The organism is Pseudomonas sp., from assembly GCF_050739655.1.
Taxonomy (GTDB): domain Bacteria; phylum Pseudomonadota; class Gammaproteobacteria; order Pseudomonadales; family Pseudomonadaceae; genus Aquipseudomonas.
The window spans coordinates 12729-28436 of sequence record NZ_JBOIBY010000051.1 but is presented as its reverse complement, the minus strand read 5'-3'; the positions used below and the strand labels follow the sequence as shown (position 1 = coordinate 28436).

The 15708-nt window shown below is 59.3% G+C and carries 14 protein-coding genes; 10 read left to right on the top strand and 4 right to left on the bottom strand.

What is annotated here, in order from left to right:
• Positions 1 to 270: 270 nt before the first annotated feature.
• Genes ACRESJ_RS03150 through ACRESJ_RS03140 form a run of 3 tightly spaced genes read right to left on the bottom strand, consistent with a single transcriptional unit; the run spans position 271 to position 5187 of the window.
• On the bottom strand, positions 271 to 2172 hold the full coding sequence (locus tag ACRESJ_RS03150; RefSeq protein ID WP_431756595.1) for an ATP-binding protein: 1902 nt from the start codon (positions 2170 to 2172) through the stop codon (positions 271 to 273).
• Positions 2169 to 3101: an ABC transporter substrate-binding protein gene (locus ACRESJ_RS03145; RefSeq protein WP_431756594.1), complete on the bottom strand. Its 933-nt coding sequence runs from the start codon at positions 3099 to 3101 to the stop codon at positions 2169 to 2171. Before ACRESJ_RS03145 ends, ACRESJ_RS03150 begins: the two co-directional genes overlap by 4 nt.
• Position 3102: 1 nt before the next feature.
• Positions 3103 to 5187, bottom strand: coding sequence for a TonB-dependent receptor plug domain-containing protein (locus ACRESJ_RS03140; RefSeq protein ID WP_431756597.1), 2085 nt, complete (start codon positions 5185 to 5187; stop codon positions 3103 to 3105).
• Between the two features lie 233 nt (positions 5188 to 5420).
• On the opposite strand from ACRESJ_RS03140, the gene ACRESJ_RS03135 reads away from it, so the two are divergent.
• From ACRESJ_RS03135 to ACRESJ_RS03090, 10 genes are all read left to right on the top strand, one after another.
• The gene (locus ACRESJ_RS03135; RefSeq protein ID WP_431756593.1) at positions 5421 to 6446 is read left to right on the top strand and encodes an NAD(P)H-dependent glycerol-3-phosphate dehydrogenase; all 1026 of its coding nucleotides are present in this window, start codon (positions 5421 to 5423) and stop codon (positions 6444 to 6446) included.
• A gap of 30 nt (positions 6447 to 6476) precedes the next feature.
• Positions 6477 to 6824 carry a DUF4389 domain-containing protein gene (locus ACRESJ_RS03130; protein WP_431756592.1) on the top strand — a complete coding sequence of 116 codons (348 nt, stop codon included), beginning with the start codon at positions 6477 to 6479 and terminating at the stop codon, positions 6822 to 6824.
• A complete protein-coding gene (gene sixA / locus ACRESJ_RS03125; RefSeq protein ID WP_431756591.1) occupies positions 6821 to 7276 on the top strand; it encodes a phosphohistidine phosphatase SixA in 456 nt (151 codons plus the stop codon). The genes ACRESJ_RS03130 and sixA overlap by 4 nt, the downstream gene beginning before the upstream one ends.
• A gap of 166 nt (positions 7277 to 7442) precedes the next feature.
• Positions 7443 to 9098 (top strand): AMP-binding protein, encoded by a 1656-nt coding sequence (locus ACRESJ_RS03120; protein WP_431756590.1) that lies wholly within the window; start codon positions 7443 to 7445, stop codon positions 9096 to 9098.
• A gap of 30 nt (positions 9099 to 9128) precedes the next feature.
• Positions 9129 to 9572 (top strand): hotdog fold thioesterase, encoded by a 444-nt coding sequence (locus ACRESJ_RS03115; protein ID WP_431756589.1) that lies wholly within the window; start codon positions 9129 to 9131, stop codon positions 9570 to 9572.
• A 113-nt stretch (positions 9573 to 9685) separates the two neighbouring features.
• Complete coding sequence (locus ACRESJ_RS03110; RefSeq protein WP_431756588.1) at positions 9686 to 10489, top strand: alpha/beta fold hydrolase; 804 nt, start codon at positions 9686 to 9688, stop codon at positions 10487 to 10489.
• Positions 10486 to 11340, top strand: coding sequence for an alpha/beta hydrolase (locus ACRESJ_RS03105; RefSeq protein WP_431756587.1), 855 nt, complete (start codon positions 10486 to 10488; stop codon positions 11338 to 11340). Before ACRESJ_RS03110 ends, ACRESJ_RS03105 begins: the two co-directional genes overlap by 4 nt.
• 50 nt (positions 11341 to 11390) lie before the next feature.
• Positions 11391 to 12050, top strand: coding sequence for a glutathione S-transferase family protein (locus tag ACRESJ_RS03100; protein ID WP_431756586.1), 660 nt, complete (start codon positions 11391 to 11393; stop codon positions 12048 to 12050).
• 8 nt (positions 12051 to 12058) lie between these two features.
• Positions 12059 to 12865, top strand: a complete 807-nt coding sequence (locus ACRESJ_RS03095) for a DUF4892 domain-containing protein (RefSeq protein WP_431756585.1) — start codon at positions 12059 to 12061, stop codon at positions 12863 to 12865.
• Between the two features lie 68 nt (positions 12866 to 12933).
• A complete protein-coding gene (locus ACRESJ_RS03090; protein ID WP_431756584.1) occupies positions 12934 to 13986 on the top strand; it encodes an AI-2E family transporter in 1053 nt (350 codons plus the stop codon).
• Positions 13987 to 14169: 183 nt separating this feature from the next.
• On the opposite strand, the gene ACRESJ_RS03085 is transcribed toward ACRESJ_RS03090, so the two are convergent.
• Positions 14170 to 15486: a putative porin gene (locus ACRESJ_RS03085; RefSeq protein WP_431756583.1), complete on the bottom strand. Its 1317-nt coding sequence runs from the start codon at positions 15484 to 15486 to the stop codon at positions 14170 to 14172.
• Between the last annotated feature and the right edge of the window lie 222 nt (positions 15487 to 15708).

The following is a 15708-nucleotide window of genomic DNA, read 5'->3' as shown; positions in this document are numbered from 1 at the left end:
GTAAAGGCGTTTTGTTTGGTCATGCGAGCTCCTCAATAGTCCCATGCGGCAGGTGGGGCAAATCTTCCCGGCCGATCGAAGCGTTCATGCCTCGAACCGGCAGCCTACTCATAGACTATTGCGTTGTAGTGAAAGTCACAGCGCCAAGGACATGAATGTACACTTGTGCACTGAAATTTTTATTCAAGCCCCTTTTCGGGCTTGTTCGGGTGCCTAAGACTGCCGCACTTTCGCCTTTCACGCCAGTCACAGATGGTCGAAAGGCCTGTACTACTGCACCCAGCGCTGCAGAATTTGCTGTAAATCATTACGTTTGAATGGCTTGGCCAAGTAATCGTTCATCCCCGCCGACAAGCAGGCTTCCCGGTCGCCCTGAAGGGCATTGGCGGTCAAGGCGATGATCGGCAGCTCAGTGCAGCCGGGCAGTTGGCGGATCTGTCGAGTGGCCTCATAACCGTCGATGATCGGCAATCGGCAGTCCATCAGGATCGCTTCGAAAATCAGGCTTTCGGCACTGCGCACGGCTTGCGCGCCATCGGCGGCGACGCTGACAGTAAAGCCCAGACTGCGCAACATTGCTTCGATGACCGTTTGGTTGACCGGATTGTCCTCGACCAGCAGCACTTTGCGGCCCTCTCCATCACCATCGCCTGTGGCCTTGCGTGATACCAGCTTGGGCATCGCTTGTTGATAGAGGGCGAGCGGAATTTCGAGGGTGAACACTGAGCCACGACCTTCCTCGCTTTGAGCCCGCAGAGTCCCGCCCATCCGTTCGGCGAGGGTGCGGGCAATCGGCAGGCCCAGACCGGTTCCGCCGTAACGCCTTGAAATAGAACTGTCGGCCTGCTGAAACGCATTGAACATCAGTTCCAGGCTGTCGGGCGCAATACCGATTCCGCTGTCGCGCACGCTGCAGGTGAACCACAGCAACTCGTGATCCAGCGACTGCCACTGCGGTTCGATGGTCACGCAGCCCTGCTCGGTGAACTTCAGCGCGTTGCCGACCAGGTTGACCAGAATCTGGCGGATCCGCGTCGGATCGCCCTGGACCTGCAATGCGCGCATGTCCTGTGGGATCTGCAACTGCAATTGGAGCCCGCGTTGTGCAGCGCTGTGGTGGAAAGACTGGGCACAGCTGCTGATCAATTCGGCAAGGTTGAAAGGAATGTGCTCCAGTTCCAGCTCCGAGCGTTCGATGCGCGAGAAGTCGAGTATGTCGTTGATGACCTTGAGCAAATGTTCGGTGGACTCCGAGGCCAGCGCCGCGTATTCGACCTGCTCCTCGGTCAACTCGGTGGTTTCCATCAATTGCAGCATGCCCAGTACGCCATTCATCGGCGTGCGCAGTTCGTGGCTCATCATGGCCAGGAAGTCGGATTTGGCGTTGTTGGCCCTTTCTGCCTCTTCGCGGGTCTGGATCAACTGTGCCATGGCTTGATGCTGTTCGCGGCTGGCCTGCTCCAGACCGCTGGCAAGGTTATTGATGTGTTGCGACAGCGCGCCCAGTTCGGTGTCATCAACGATCGGCAGCGGGGTTTTGTAATCGCCATCCTGGATAGCCTTGACCGCATTGCCAATATCACGAATCGGTTGCGACAGGCTCCCGGCCAGCCGTCGGGCGAGCAGGAATGTAAACAACAGGGCGAACAGCGCCAGAATGGCCGCCTTGAGCAGGATCTCTTGCTGGCGCTGACTGAATGCATCGTTGGACAGGCCAACGATCACACGTCCCAGATAATCCTCGGCAGGGGCTGTGGTGGCGACCTTGCTGTTCTGGAAAAAATCATTGTGCAACGGAATCCGTTGCAGCCTTACCGGTGCCTGAAACACCTCCACCTGATGCGGGCGACTGTGGTTTGCCGACGGTTGCTCGACGTACACCAGAATCCGGTTGGCGCTGTCCTGGATCTCCAGAAAGCGCACATTGGGCGTGGCGAGCGTGGCCTTGAGCAGACTTTCAAGTACCTCGTTGTTGCCCGAAATCACCCCGTATTCGGTGGCTGGGGCCAGTTGGTTGGCGATGAGTTGGCCGGTGTGGTTGAGCTCCTGGCGCAGGTCCTGGATCCGTACGAACGTATAGAAGCTGATCAACAGCAATGTCAGTAGCAAGGCCGGGCCGAGGCTGATGATCTGGGTGCGGGTGTTGATGTCCCAACGGCGACGGAAGGTCATGGGTGGCGTTCTCCTTCTGCCAACAGTCTTGCGACAGACGCTTCGTTTATCTGTTCAATACCTAACGAGCGAGCCACCTGCGGATTGCTTGAGACTTTGAAATGCGCTGGATAGTAGGTGCGCGGCCAAGTAGCTGGCGGCTGGTCGAGCAGTCGATCGAGGATCACCAGCCAATCGCCTTGATCGCTGTAGCTGCTGGCCAGGCTTCCCGCTTTGACGAACCCGGCGTTGGGACCGATCAACGCCAGTTGTCGTGCATAGCTGCTGAGCAACAGGTTTTTCGCAGTTTTGGAGTTGTACAGATCAGTGTCGTCGAGGCCAAGCAACACGTCGCTGTTGTTCAGCAAGGTTTGCAGGGGGCGACTGTCCTGGGTGTTGTCCCAACGCTCGGCAACCACTTCAAGCCCCAGGGGAAGAGCGGCTTGGTGTAGTTCCTTCAAAAGAAATTCGCTGTGGCTGTCATACAGCACGCCGACTCGTTTTGCCTGGGGCAAAAGAATTCGGGTCAGGCGTAGTTGGCGGGCCAGCGGTGGATCACTCCAGAGCAGGCAGAGGCGTGAGGGTAGGGTGTTACCCAAGTGCTGGCGGGCTTGCACACGGCTGATACGCAGCACCAAAGTCGCCGGCCCTTCTGAATCCTGCAGCCGCCAATCGAGGCTCGGTAAATCGAGCAGAACCAGACGGGTGTCAGTGGGTAGCTTCCCGGGTGCTGGCAGATTGGCCAGCGGCTGGAAGTGCACGTTGTCGGATGGCCGCGACTCGCGCAAGGCCTGGACGAAAGACTGCACGCCGGCGCTGTCTTCGGTGCCAGTCAACAGGATGTCCGCGGCATTGACCGAAAGGCTGTTGAACCAGCCACTGACCAGCAGGCACAGCATGGCCATCAGGCGGCCAAGGCTTGGCGTCTGGCGCGGCGGACAATACGCCATGTTAAAGAGTCAACTCCGCGCTGAAGTACATCACCCGCCGCTCGTCATAGTTGTTGTCGATGAACGTAGTGGGCTGATTGTCGAGGCGTTGCTGGAGTACCCCGGCCAGTTCCAGGCTGGCTTTGCCCAAACGAATGCGCTTGGCGATGCGCGTGTCGACCCGTTCGAAGCGGTAGCCATTGAGGGCATCGTCGCCATAGTAGAAGAGCGCGCTGTTCCAGCCTTGGCCCCAGTCGCGCATCCAACCCGCAGAGCCGCTGTTGCTGGCGGTCTGTTGTTCATCTTGCGGGTTGCTTGCATCGGCATCGACGTAGGCGTAGGTCAGTCGCAAGCGGTCAGCGTCGCCGACGCTCCAGTCGAGCTGGCTTTCCGCGCCGCTGAAGCGCGCGGTGTTGGCGTTGCTGGCGATGAACTGATTGTTGCGTAGCGGTTCACTGATCATGCCGGTGATTTCGTCATGGAACAGCTTCACGTCGATGGCCAGCCTTTGTTCGGCAAAATAACCGTTGTAGCCCAGCTCGCGGGAGCGCATGTGTTCCTGGTCGAGATCACCGGGGCCGCGGGTCTTGACGAAATAACGGGCGCTGGACTGGCCAAAGGCAGCGGGCTGCAGATGGGTGACCCGGTAACTCCAGTTGACGCTGTTTTCGAACATGTCCGGCGAGCGAATGGCTTCGGAGTACACCGCCCGCAAACCGTGGCGCGGGTTGATCAGGTAATTGACCGCCACTCGTGGGGTCAGCGAGCTGCCGATCAACTGCGTGTCTTCGAACATGGCACCGCCTTGCAGTAACCAGTGTTCGCTGGCGCGCCACTCGAGTTGGCCGAACGCCCGCCACATGGTGTCATCGAGAGTGCCATTGAAATAGGTCTCGGAATCTGCCCGGTCGTAACGATAGTTCAAGCCACTGACCAGTCGCAGACTATCGGACAGGCTCAGGGTGTCCTGCAATTCCAAGTCGTAGCGAGTTTCCCGGGTGCTTTGGTCAATATCGCCGCACAGGGTCTGCCGGGCGCCGTTTCGCCATTGGTCGAGCGCCTGGTTGGCCAACGTTTGCAGGGCGGGGTCGCCGGGAGGTGCGCCGCGACTGGCGAAACGCTCGATATTGCGTGCCAGGCGTTCGGTGTAATTCGGGTCGAGCTGCCAGAGCTCTGCCAATTGTGGGCTGAAGGACAACTCGGCATCACAGGCGCGCCAGGTTTTCTGGCGATCCCAATGCTGGGCCGAGCCTTGGACATAGAGGCTGTGATCGGGATTGATGCCCAGGTTCCAGCGCAGCGAACCGGCATAATCCTTGGCAGTGACGTCGGAATCGTCGCCTGCGCGGGTAATCCCCGAAAAAACCGGGCGGTAAGTATACGGACGCTGGTTGTTGCCTTCCTTGGCATTCAATTGCCAATCGATGCTTTGTCGTTCGTCGAGCGTCTGACTGACGGCCAGGTTGAAGCGATTCAAGCGGCGGCTGTCGTGGTAATCGGCGCCGTTGCGGTCAGTGTCGAAGCCGTCATCCTGCTGGCCGGACAGCGACAGCCGCAAATCTCCGTCATCCCAACCCACGCCCTGGCTGGCGTAAAAGTCGTTGATGCCTCGCTGGCCGCGGGTGACTTTCATCCGCGTGCCATGGCTGTCAGCCGGACGGCGCGTGATGATATTGACCACTGCCATTAGTGCATTGGCACCATAACTGACGGTGTTCGGGCCGCGGAAAACCTCAATGCGCTCGATATCCTCCATGGCCACCGGAATATCGCTCCAGTCCACCGTGGCCAGGCCTGCGCGATACACCGAACGGCCGTCGATCAGCACCTGCATGCGCCGTGCATCGCTGGCGCTGGTGCCGTGATAGTTCACCGTGGCCTGGTTGCCATTGATGTTGCCGACCATCATTCCCGGCACCAGCCGCAGCACTTCGCTGATGTCCCGGGCGCCGCTGGCGTTGATCAACGCGCTGTCGATCACTGTCATGCTTCCCGGTACGGCGGCCGGCGACTGCTTCAGGCGCGTGGCCGTGAGCACCTGCGGCAGCGGTTCACTATCGAGGAACAAGTCGTCAGCCAGTAATGGCGAGCTGAAGACCAGCGCCATTACCAACGGCGAGCGAGTTGAGGGGCAGCCCGGTGACACAACTCATCCTTGTTAACAATTGTTGGCGCGCATGTTAACTGAGGCCGATGACTTTTCCAGTCACGATGTCAGCATTTTCCTGGGATTTGTCCGACGTGTTTCCCTTGTGCCGGTAATTTACACAGGGGCTGGCTCCCACTGGGGCGCTCCGTATAATGCCGAGATCGCCACTGGTATGGATTAACGGATTACATATGACTGAACAGCGCCCGATTGCGGTCCTGGGAGGCGGAAGTTTTGGTACCGCCGTGGCAAACCTGCTGGCCGAAAACGGGCAACAGGTCCTGCAGTGGATGCGCGACCCCGAACAAGCCGAGGCCATGCGGGTCAATCGTGAGAATCCGCGTTACCTCAAAGGCATAAAGATTCTGCCCGGCGTGACGCCGGTCACCGACCTGCAAGCCACCCTCGACGCCTGTGACCTGAGTTTCGTTGCGCTGCCCTCCAGCGCGCTGCGCTCGGTGTTGGCCCCGCACGCCGAACGTTTGCGGGGCAAGATGCTGGTGAGCCTGACCAAAGGCATCGAAGCTCATACCTTCAAGCTGATGAGCCAGATTCTCGAAGATATCGCTCCGCAAGCGCGCATTGGTGTGTTGTCCGGGCCGAACCTGGCCCGTGAAATCGCCGAACACGCGCTGACCGCCACGGTGGTCGCCAGTGAAGACGAAGTGCTCTGCGAGCGGGTCCAGGCTGTATTGCATGGCCGCACTTTTCGCGTCTACGCCAGCGCTGACCGTTTTGGCGTGGAGTTGGGCGGTGCGTTGAAAAACGTTTACGCAATCATCGCCGGCATGGCGGTCGCGCTGAACATGGGCGAAAACACCAAGAGCATGCTGATCACCCGGGCGCTGGCGGAGATGACCCGGTTTGCGGTGAATCAAGGCGCTAACCCGATGACTTTCCTGGGGCTGGCGGGTGTGGGCGATTTGATCGTGACCTGCTCGTCGCCTAAAAGCCGTAACTATCAAGTCGGGTTTGCCCTGGGGCAGGGCTTGAGCCTGGAAGAGGCGGTCAATCGCCTGGGTGAAGTGGCCGAAGGCGTGAACACCCTCAAAGTGCTCAAGGCCAAGTCGCAGGAAGTGGGCGTTTATATGCCGCTGGTCGCCGGCCTGCATGCGATCCTGTTCGAAGGGCGCACGCTTGAGCAGGTCATCGGCCTACTGATGCGCGGCGAACCGAAAACCGACGTCGACTTTATTTCCACCAGCGGTTTCAACTGAGCCCACTACTTTACTGGAACGGAGCGAGACATGAGCGATCAAAAAGTGGAAGCCAAATACGAGTCCATTGTATTGCGTGTGCTGTGGATGATCGTCTTTGTGCTGGTCTGGCAAGTAGCGCAGTTCATCCTTGGCGCTGTGGTGCTGGTGCAGTTGATCTATCGTTTGATATACGGCGCACCGAGCGCCAGTTTAATGAACTTCGGCGACAGCCTGAGCCAGTTCCTGGCGCAGATCGGTCGTTTCGGCAGCTTTCACAGCGACCAGAAGCCTTGGCCGTTCGCCGACTGGCCGACGCCGCGTACGCCGGAAGGTGAAGCGCCGCACGTCGTGGCGCCAGCCCCGCATCCGGCCCGAGATGAGGAACCCAAGTTATGAACATCTGGGTATTACGTCATGGTGAAGCCGTACCACACGGCTCCCGCCCCCACGATTCGGAGCGGGAATTGACGGACCACGGTCGCGAGGCAGTCCTGCGCAGCGCCGCGCTGCTGATAGGGCAACCGCTGACGGCGATTTATGCAAGCCCGTACCTGCGAGCGCAGCAGACGGCGGAACTGGTACGCGACGCGTTGGGTTTCGAACCGAAAATCCGCACCGTTGAATGGCTGACCCCGGACACTGAACCGGACAAGGTGGCCGAGCAAATGGTCTCGGTCAGTAATGTGCTGCTGGTCAGTCACAATCCGCTGGTAGGGAGCCTGCTGAGCTATCTGCAGCATGGCGCCGGACATCCGCCGGAAAGAGTCAGCACCGCGGGCCTGGCCGAATTGAAGGGCGCGGAACTGGTGATCGGCGCGATGAAGCTCAGCAGCATCAAGCACCCATAAAACAAAGATCGCAGCCTGCGGCAGCTCCTGCATCGGATGGTGCGCATCCTGTAGGAGTTGCCGCAGGCAGCGATCTTTTGATCTGCTTTTTTTCTTACAAATTTCAACCAAGCACTTGCTTGGTTAGCTACGCTTGCTCCAGACCAAAAACAAAGGAGCGAGTCGCATGTCTGCTGCTTTTCGTTTGCCGCTGGACGTTTTCTACGAGCGTGAGGCCCGCCATCCGCGCCAGCGCTTTTTGGTTCAGCCCATCGGCGGTGGGCAAGTCGAAACCCTGACCTGGGCCGACGTCGGTCATCAGGCACGTTGCGCGGCACATTGGTTGCGAGCGCGGGAGTTGCCCCAGGGCAGTCACATCGCCCTGATCTCGAAAAACTGCGCGCACTGGATCATTGCCGATCTGGCGATCTGGATGGCCGGGCATGTCTCGGTGCCGCTTTACCCGAACCTGACGGCCGAGTCCGTGGCCCAGGTGCTTGAGCATTCGGAAGCGGCACTGGCCTTTATAGGCAAGCTGGACGATTGGCCTGGCATGTCCCGTGGGCTAGATCCGGATCTGGCGACCATCAGTCTGCCGCTACATCCGCCGGGCACCTTCGACTTCAGCTGGGCCGATCTGCAACGCAGCTCACCTATCCAGGACGACCCCAAACCCGCCGCTGACCAGCTGGCGACCATCATCTACACCTCCGGCACCACGGGCATGCCCAAAGGTGTGATGCACAGTTTTGCCAACCTCGGATTTGCCACCACCCGTGGCACCCAGTTGTTTGGCCTCACTGAAACGGATCGACTACTGTCCTACCTGCCGCTATGCCACGTGGCCGAGCGCATGTTCGTCGAAATGGCTTCGATCTACACCGGACAAACCGTGTTTTTTGCCGAGAGTCTCGACACCTTTCTCACCGATCTGAAACGAGCGCGACCCACCGCTCTGTTTGGTGTGCCGCGAATCTGGACCAAGTTCCAGATGGGTGTCTACAGCAAGATCCCGGCCAAGCGCCTCGATTTTCTGCTTGGCTTGCCAATCATCGGCAAGCGGGTAGGGCACAAGGTCCTCGCTGGTTTGGGGCTGGACGCTCTGCGTGTGGCCTTGTCCGGCGCCGCACCCGTGCCGCAGACCTTGCTGCTGTGGTACCGCAAGCTGGGGCTGGACGTGCTGGAGGTCTACGGCATGACCGAAAGCTGCGGTTACTCGCATATTTGCCTGCCGGGCCAGAACAAACCTGGCTGGATCGGCAAGCCGTGTCCTGGCGTCGAAGTGCGGATTGATGATTCGGGCGAGGTGCTGGTGCGCAGCGGCGCGACCATGCTCGGGTATTTCAAGGAGCCTGAAAAAACCGCCGATACCATCACCGAGGACGGTTTCCTGCATACCGGCGACAAGGGGGAAGAAGACGCTGAAGGCAACCTGCGGCTGACCGGGCGCCTGAAAGAAATCTTCAAGACCAGCAAAGGTAAATACGTGGCCCCGGCCCCGATTGAAAATCGCCTGGCGGTGCATACGCGTATCGAGCAGGTCTGTGTGGTCGGTGATGGCTTGAGTGCGCCGCTGGGCTTGTGCGTGCTCTCAGCTGTCGGGCAACAGGAGGCGCGGGCAGGTTTGCACTCCAGCCTGGAAAAACTGCTGGAAGAGGTCAACGGCGCACTCGACAAGCACGAACGATTGCGACGCCTGGTGGTGGTCAAGGACAGCTGGGCGGTAGAGAACGGTTTTCTCACGCCGACGTTGAAGATCAAGCGTAACGTCATCGAAGCCGCTTACGGTGAGCGGTTCGAAGAATGGAGCGAGCGCAGCGAAGCGGTGCTGTGGCAGGATTGAGTCACGAATAAAACCAACAAGGAATCTGTGATGAGCCTGTGGCGTGCCACTCCCAACATCGAACAGTTGAACGCGTTCCAGAAAAACACCATCGGTGAAGTGCTCGACATTCGTTTCGAAGCCGTTGATGAAGAGTCCCTGACCGCGAGCATGGTCGTCGACCACCGTACTCACCAGCCTTTTGGCTTGCTGCATGGCGGCGCATCGGTGGTGCTGGCCGAAACCGTCGGCTCCATGGCCAGCTATCTGTGCATCGACAGCAGCAAGTTTTATTGCGTGGGCCTGGAAATCAACGCCAACCATTTGCGTGGCTTGCGCAGTGGACGGGTGACAGCGGTGGCCAAGCCGATTCACATCGGCCGCACCACCCATGTCTGGGACATTCGGCTCACCAGCGATGAAGGCAAGGCCAGCTGTGTATCGCGCTTGACCATGGCGGTGGTGCCTTTGGGTGAGAACCCGCCTGCGCGTTGATGGCCGTCCATAGCTTTGACCGGACTGTCATCATTCCTGTCAGTTACGGTCATTGCTGCCAGGCGCGGTCTTACGGACAATCAAGGCCTGTTCTCGCTCATGGATTTGCCGGTATGTCGCAACGGATATTTTTCGCCCACGCCAATGGATTTCCTTCGGGGACCTACGGCAAATTGTTCGCGGCGCTGGCGCCTGAGTATCAGGTGACGCATCTGGAGCAGCATGCCCATGACCCGCGTTTCCCGGCGGACGACAACTGGTACAACCTGGTGGATGAGTTGATCCATCACCTGCAACAGCAACCGGAACCGGTGTGGGGCGTCGGCCATTCTTTCGGTGGCGTCTTGCATTTGCACGCAGCGTTGCGCTGCCCCCAGCTGTATCGCGGTGTGGTGATGCTCGATTCGCCGGTACTGACCCGCCCCGACCAATGGGTCATCCGCGCGGCCAAGCGCTTCGGTTTCATTGATCGCCTGACGCCGGCTGGGCGCACCCTGGGCCGTCGTGAAGAATTCCCTGACCTCGAAAGCGCCCGTCACTATTTCGCGGGTAAAACCCTGTTCCGCAGTTTCGATCCCGAGTGTTTCGACGCCTACCTGCAACACGGTCTGCACCGGGTCGGCGACAAGCTGCGCCTGCGTTTCGATCCCGCCACGGAAATCAGCATCTACCGTGGCGTCCCCCATACCAGCCCAGGTCTGACGCGGCAATTGAAAGTGCCGTTGGCAGTGGTTCGCGGGCACGAGAGTCGGGTGGTGATGCGCCATCACGCCAGTTCGGTCGGGCGCATGCCGTTGGGCGAGTCCCTGACCATGCCCGGTGGCCACATGTTCCCCCTCGAACGCCCGCAGGACACGGCCTCGTTGCTGAAGAGCCTGTTTGGTCGCTGGGACGTTCACCACCAGGATTGCGCATGAGCAGCGTCGTTGAAGAAGTCCGTCTGAGCCTGCCGCATATCGAGCTGGCAGCGCATCTGTTTGGTCCTGAAGACGGATTGCCGGTAATTGCCCTGCACGGCTGGTTGGATAACGCCAACAGCTTTGCCCGCCTGGCGCCAAAGCTCAACGGCCTGCGCATCATTGCGCTGGACATGGCGGGGCATGGTCACTCGGGACATCGCCCGGCCGGTGCCGGTTACGCCATGTGGGACTATGCCCATGATGTGCTGCAAGTCGCCGAACAGCTTGGCTTGAAGCGGTTTGCGCTGTTGGGACACTCCATGGGCGCGATTGCTTCGTTGATCATCGCCGGGTCGTTGCCGGAGCGAGTGACTCATTTGGCGTTGATCGATGGCGTCATTCCTCCTACAGACAAAGGCGAAAATGCTGCCGAGCGAATGGGCATGGCCTTGCAGGCACAGCTGGATCTGCGAGAAAAGCGCAAGCCAGTCTACGGCACCCTTGACCGCGCCATCGAAGCTCGAATGAAAGGGCTGGTGGCGGTCAGTCGCGAAGCCGCCGAGTTCTTGGCCCAACGTGGCTTGATGCCCGTGCCGGGTGGTTACACCTGGCGCACCGACAGTCGCCTGACGCTGCCATCGCCTTTGCGCCTTACAACCGAACAGGCCATGGCCTTCGTCCAGCGAGTCGAATGCCCAGCAAAACTGGTAGTGGCTGCCGATGGCATGCTCGCCAAACATCCCGAACTGCTGGAGCGTCTACCCTTTAGCCGTGAACAGCTGCCAGGCGGCCATCATTTGCACCTGAATGACGAGTTCGGTGCCGACCTTGTCGCAGACTGTTTCAATCGGTTCTTCGCCATTCCTTGACTTGCACCGGGCAACTGTCGAGGCTTGGCGGGTTGAAATGGGAGACAACCATGATAGATCTCTACACCGCTGCGACCCCGAATGGCCACAAGGTCTCTATCGTGCTCGAGGAACTCGGCTTGCCCTACACGGTGCACGCCTTGAGTTTCGACAAGAAGGAACAGAAGTCCCCGGACTTCCTCAAGATCAACCCCAATGGCCGGATTCCGGCGATTATCGATCGCGCCAACGGCGACTTTGCCGTGTTCGAATCCGGTGCAATCCTGATTTACCTGGCTGAAATGACCGGCAAATTGTTGCCCACCGACCCCAAGGGGCGCTCGGTGGTGTTGCAGTGGCTGATGTTTCAAATGGGCGGGATTGGTCCGATGCAGGGCCAGGCCAACGTGTTTTTCCGTTACTTTCCGGAAAAGCTCCAGGGCGCCATCGACCGCTATCAACACGAAACCCGCCGCCTCTATGAGGTGCTCGATGCACGCTTGCAGGCCGCTGAGTTTCTCGCCGGCGAGTACAGCATTGCCGACATCGCAACTTTTCCTTGGGTACGTGGCTTCGAGTGGTCCGGCGTTTCGGTGGACGGCTTGACAGCGTTGCAACGCTGGATGTCGACCATGGAGGCACGTCCCGCGGTACAGCGTGGTTTGCTGGTGCCGCAACGCTCTGATGACGACAGTGTCGTCAAGGGCGCCCAGGCCATGCTGATCCGATGAGTCTATCCATGCGTTCATTCAGTCTGCTGGTGCTGTGCTGTTTCAGTCCCTTGTCATTTGCCGCCGATGTGCCCGGCAGTCAGGATCTGCCGATCGTGCCGCGTATGGTCGACGCGCAGATCGTTGACTATCGGCCCGCGGTTGAGCTTGAGCGGATTTATCCGCTGGGCTCGATCCGCAAGATCAGCGGCCAGTTGCGCTTCGACGGCCAGGTCAGCGCCCGTGGCAATGCCACGTCGGTGACTTACGAATTGCCACCGGAGCATTCGGCGACAGAGGCCTTCACCGCTGCCCGCGAAGCCTTGCAAAAGCAGGACGCCCAGTTGCTGTTCTGGTGCCAGGCCCGGGATTGCGGCGAAAGCAGCCTGTGGGCCAATGAGGTGTTTGGCAACGCCAAGCTCTACGGCTCCGACAACGAACAGGCCTATCTCCTTTTACGGCTGGCCGCGCCTCGGGACAACACCCTGGTGGCGCTTTACAGCATCACCCGTGGCAATCGCAAAGCCTATCTTCACGTCGAGCAATTTGAGGCCAGCGCACCGCTGGGCGATTTATTGCCGACCTCTGCAACTTTGCTTCGAGAGCTCAAAAGTACCGGCGAGCTCGACTTCCCCAAACTCACCAATGCACCTGACGACACCTGGCTGCGTTTGATTTCTCGCGGCTTGAACCTGGACACGACACTTCGGGTCAGTGTTTCCGGGACGAATGCCGAAGCCTGGCGTCAGTCGTTAATCGACCAGGGCGTGCGTGCGGCGCGAATGGAAACCGGCAGCGTCGAAGGCTCTGGCCTGCACATCCAGCTCTTGCGCTAGGCTTCACCCGGCGAACGCGCCCGTCGCGTTCGCCTATTCTTTTGGTAAATCGTTTTTCGAGACTTCAGATGATCAATAACGATCGATTGTTGGTGCAGATCCTGCTCCTGGTGCTGTTTGGCGCGAGCTTTTGGGTGATGGCGCCGTTCTGGTCGGCGTTGTTCTGGGGCGCGGTGCTGGCGTTTGCCAGTTGGCCCCTGATGCGTTTGCTGACCCGTTGGCTCAATGGTCGCGAATCCCTGGCTGCCGCGCTTTTGACCGTGGGCTGGATGGTGCTGGTGGCGGCACCACTGGTGTGGTTGGGGTTCAACCTGGCGGATCACGTGCGTGATGCCACGGCCTTCATCAAGGATGTACAGGTCGATGGGCTGCCGGAAGCGCCGGTCTGGCTGGGTGGTATTCCGCTGGTGGGCGGGCGCCTGGTAGGCATCTGGAACAGCGTCGATCAGCAGGGCGCGGCGATGATGGTCTCGCTCAAGCCCTATTTCGGCCAGGTCGGCAATTGGTTGCTGGCGCGCAGTGCGCAGATTGGCAGCGGCATACTCGAGCTGACCTTGAGCATTGTCTTCGTATTCTTTTTCTATCGTGACGGGCCGCGCCTGGCGGCGTTTGTCCATGGGCTGCTGGAACGTCTGATCGGCCATCGTGCCGGGTATTACATCGAGCTGGTGGTGGGTACCGTGCAACGGGTGGTGAATGGTGTGATCGGCACGGCGGCGGCCCAGGCGGTTCTGGCGTTGATCGGATTCCTGATTGCCGGTGTGCCCGGGGCGCTGGTGCTCGGTATCGTGACGTTCATGCTCAGCCTGATCCCCATGGGGCCACCGCTGGTGTGGATTCCGGCCACGGCCTGGCTGACCTGGAAGGGTGAGTACGGGATGGCGATATTCCTCGGGATATGGGGCACATTCATCATCAGTGGCGTGGACAACGTGCTCAAGCCTTACCTGATTAGTCGTGGCGGTAACTTGCCGCTGGTGATTGTGCTGCTGGGGGTGTTTGGCGGGCTGATTGCGTTCGGCTTCATCGGCTTGTTCATTGGCCCGACGTTGCTGGCGGTGGCGTACAGCTTGTTGACCGACTGGAGCAAAAGCCAGTCGCGGGTGGAGGATCGTCGTTGATTCTGCCGGCGTTGCAGAGCTGGAACACAACCTGGCGTTGGTCTGGCGGACGGATGATGGGGACCGTCTGACCAACGCCAGTCTGAATAGAAGCAGCTATGAGGCACAAGCTGCAAGCTGCAAGTCGTGCGCGTGAATCTTCAACTTGTAGCTTGAAGCTTGCCGCTGCTTCTTGCTGCCTTTTTAGAACTTCGCTTCGGCATCCAGTTGCAGGGTGTCGATGTCGGAGTCTTTCAAAGTAGCGTTGGTGTAGTCGGAGTTAGCCATGAAGTAAGTGGCGCCGAGGGTGAAGTTTTTGTCCAGCTCGTAGCTCACTTTCAACTTGCTGCCACGCGAACCGGTGAAACCGTTGGCGAAGTCGGAGTCGGTGAAAGCACCGACTACAGAGTTACGCTGCACGTCGCGGTAGTTGTAGTCCACGCCGAAGCCATAGATCTTGGTCTTCAGGCCGGCCAGCCAGGCAGTGTCCTGATCGTTGCTGGCGTCCTTGTTGTTGACGTACTGACCGTACAGCGACAGCGGTACTGCCAGGCCGCCGATGTCGAGCTGACCAAAGCCTTCATACAGCTTGAACTGTTCGTTCGGGCTGTTGCCGTTGATAGCCAGTTGGCCTGGGATCACGCCGGCAAGCGGGGTGATGTCGTTGTCGTTATCGTAGGCGTAGACGCTGCCACCCAGGGTCATTTTCAGGTTGTCGGTAATGGCAAAGCGCGCGCCCAGCTGACCCGCGTACAGACGCAGGTCGTGCTTGAACTGCACACCGTCGCCGTCGACGTTGTCCTTGAGGGTGTAGTGACCGGCGCTGCCGAACAGTTCGGTGCCGCCGCTCAGTGGGTATTTGTAAGACAGGGACAGACCTTCCGGGCTGATGTCGCTATCCCAGATCACGTCGCCCATGCTCACCCATTGCTGTGGCATCTTGCCGCCAACGATGTGCAGGTTCTTGATGGCGTCGGGGTGATAGTCGAGGTAACCCTGGTCCAGCCAGATCTGCTTCTTGTCGAAGTAGTTGTCCAGGCTCTGGTTGGTGGAGCGAGGGTCATCGTTGTTGCCGGTGGCAATACGGATACCGGTGTCGACTTGCGGGTTGATTTCGGTATAGGCACCCAGGCGGGCACGAATGCGCTGGCGATCCTGGTCTTTGTTGTTCGAAACGCCATCGTTGTGAACGTTTTCCTGACGGAAACGCACGTCACCCTTGAATTGGGTCTTGGCAGCCCAGGCCAGTTTCTGGTCGAAGGAGCTCAGAGCATCGGTTTTCTTCGCGGTGGCTGCGATCTGCTCATTAGTCTCTTGTTGAGCCTGACGAGCGATTTGCTGGTCTTTCTGGTCCCTGGCCAGCTCGGCTTGCAGTTCGCTGTATTGCGCGTTGGTAATCGAGCCGTTCGCTTTGAGCATGTCGAGCAGTTTGGCGTCGACTGCGGCGCTGGCCGGAACACTCATGGCCAGCAGCAGACCGCCACACAGGGCTGCCGCAGTTTTCGTGGAAGCAAGACGCATATCAATCTCCGAAGATGAGAGTGGATGGCTAGACCATCCAGGGCACAACCGACCATTGATGGACGGAAAACAGTGGCCGGATATAACCCGGCGCTCTAAAAACAGGCGCCAGTATCGCGATGGTTTATTACAGTGCAGTGGCAATGTGATGGCGTGTTGATGACGATACAAAGTCATCGCGAACTATTGAGCTAGAGCGCTGTCGTCGAATTGATCGTGTGC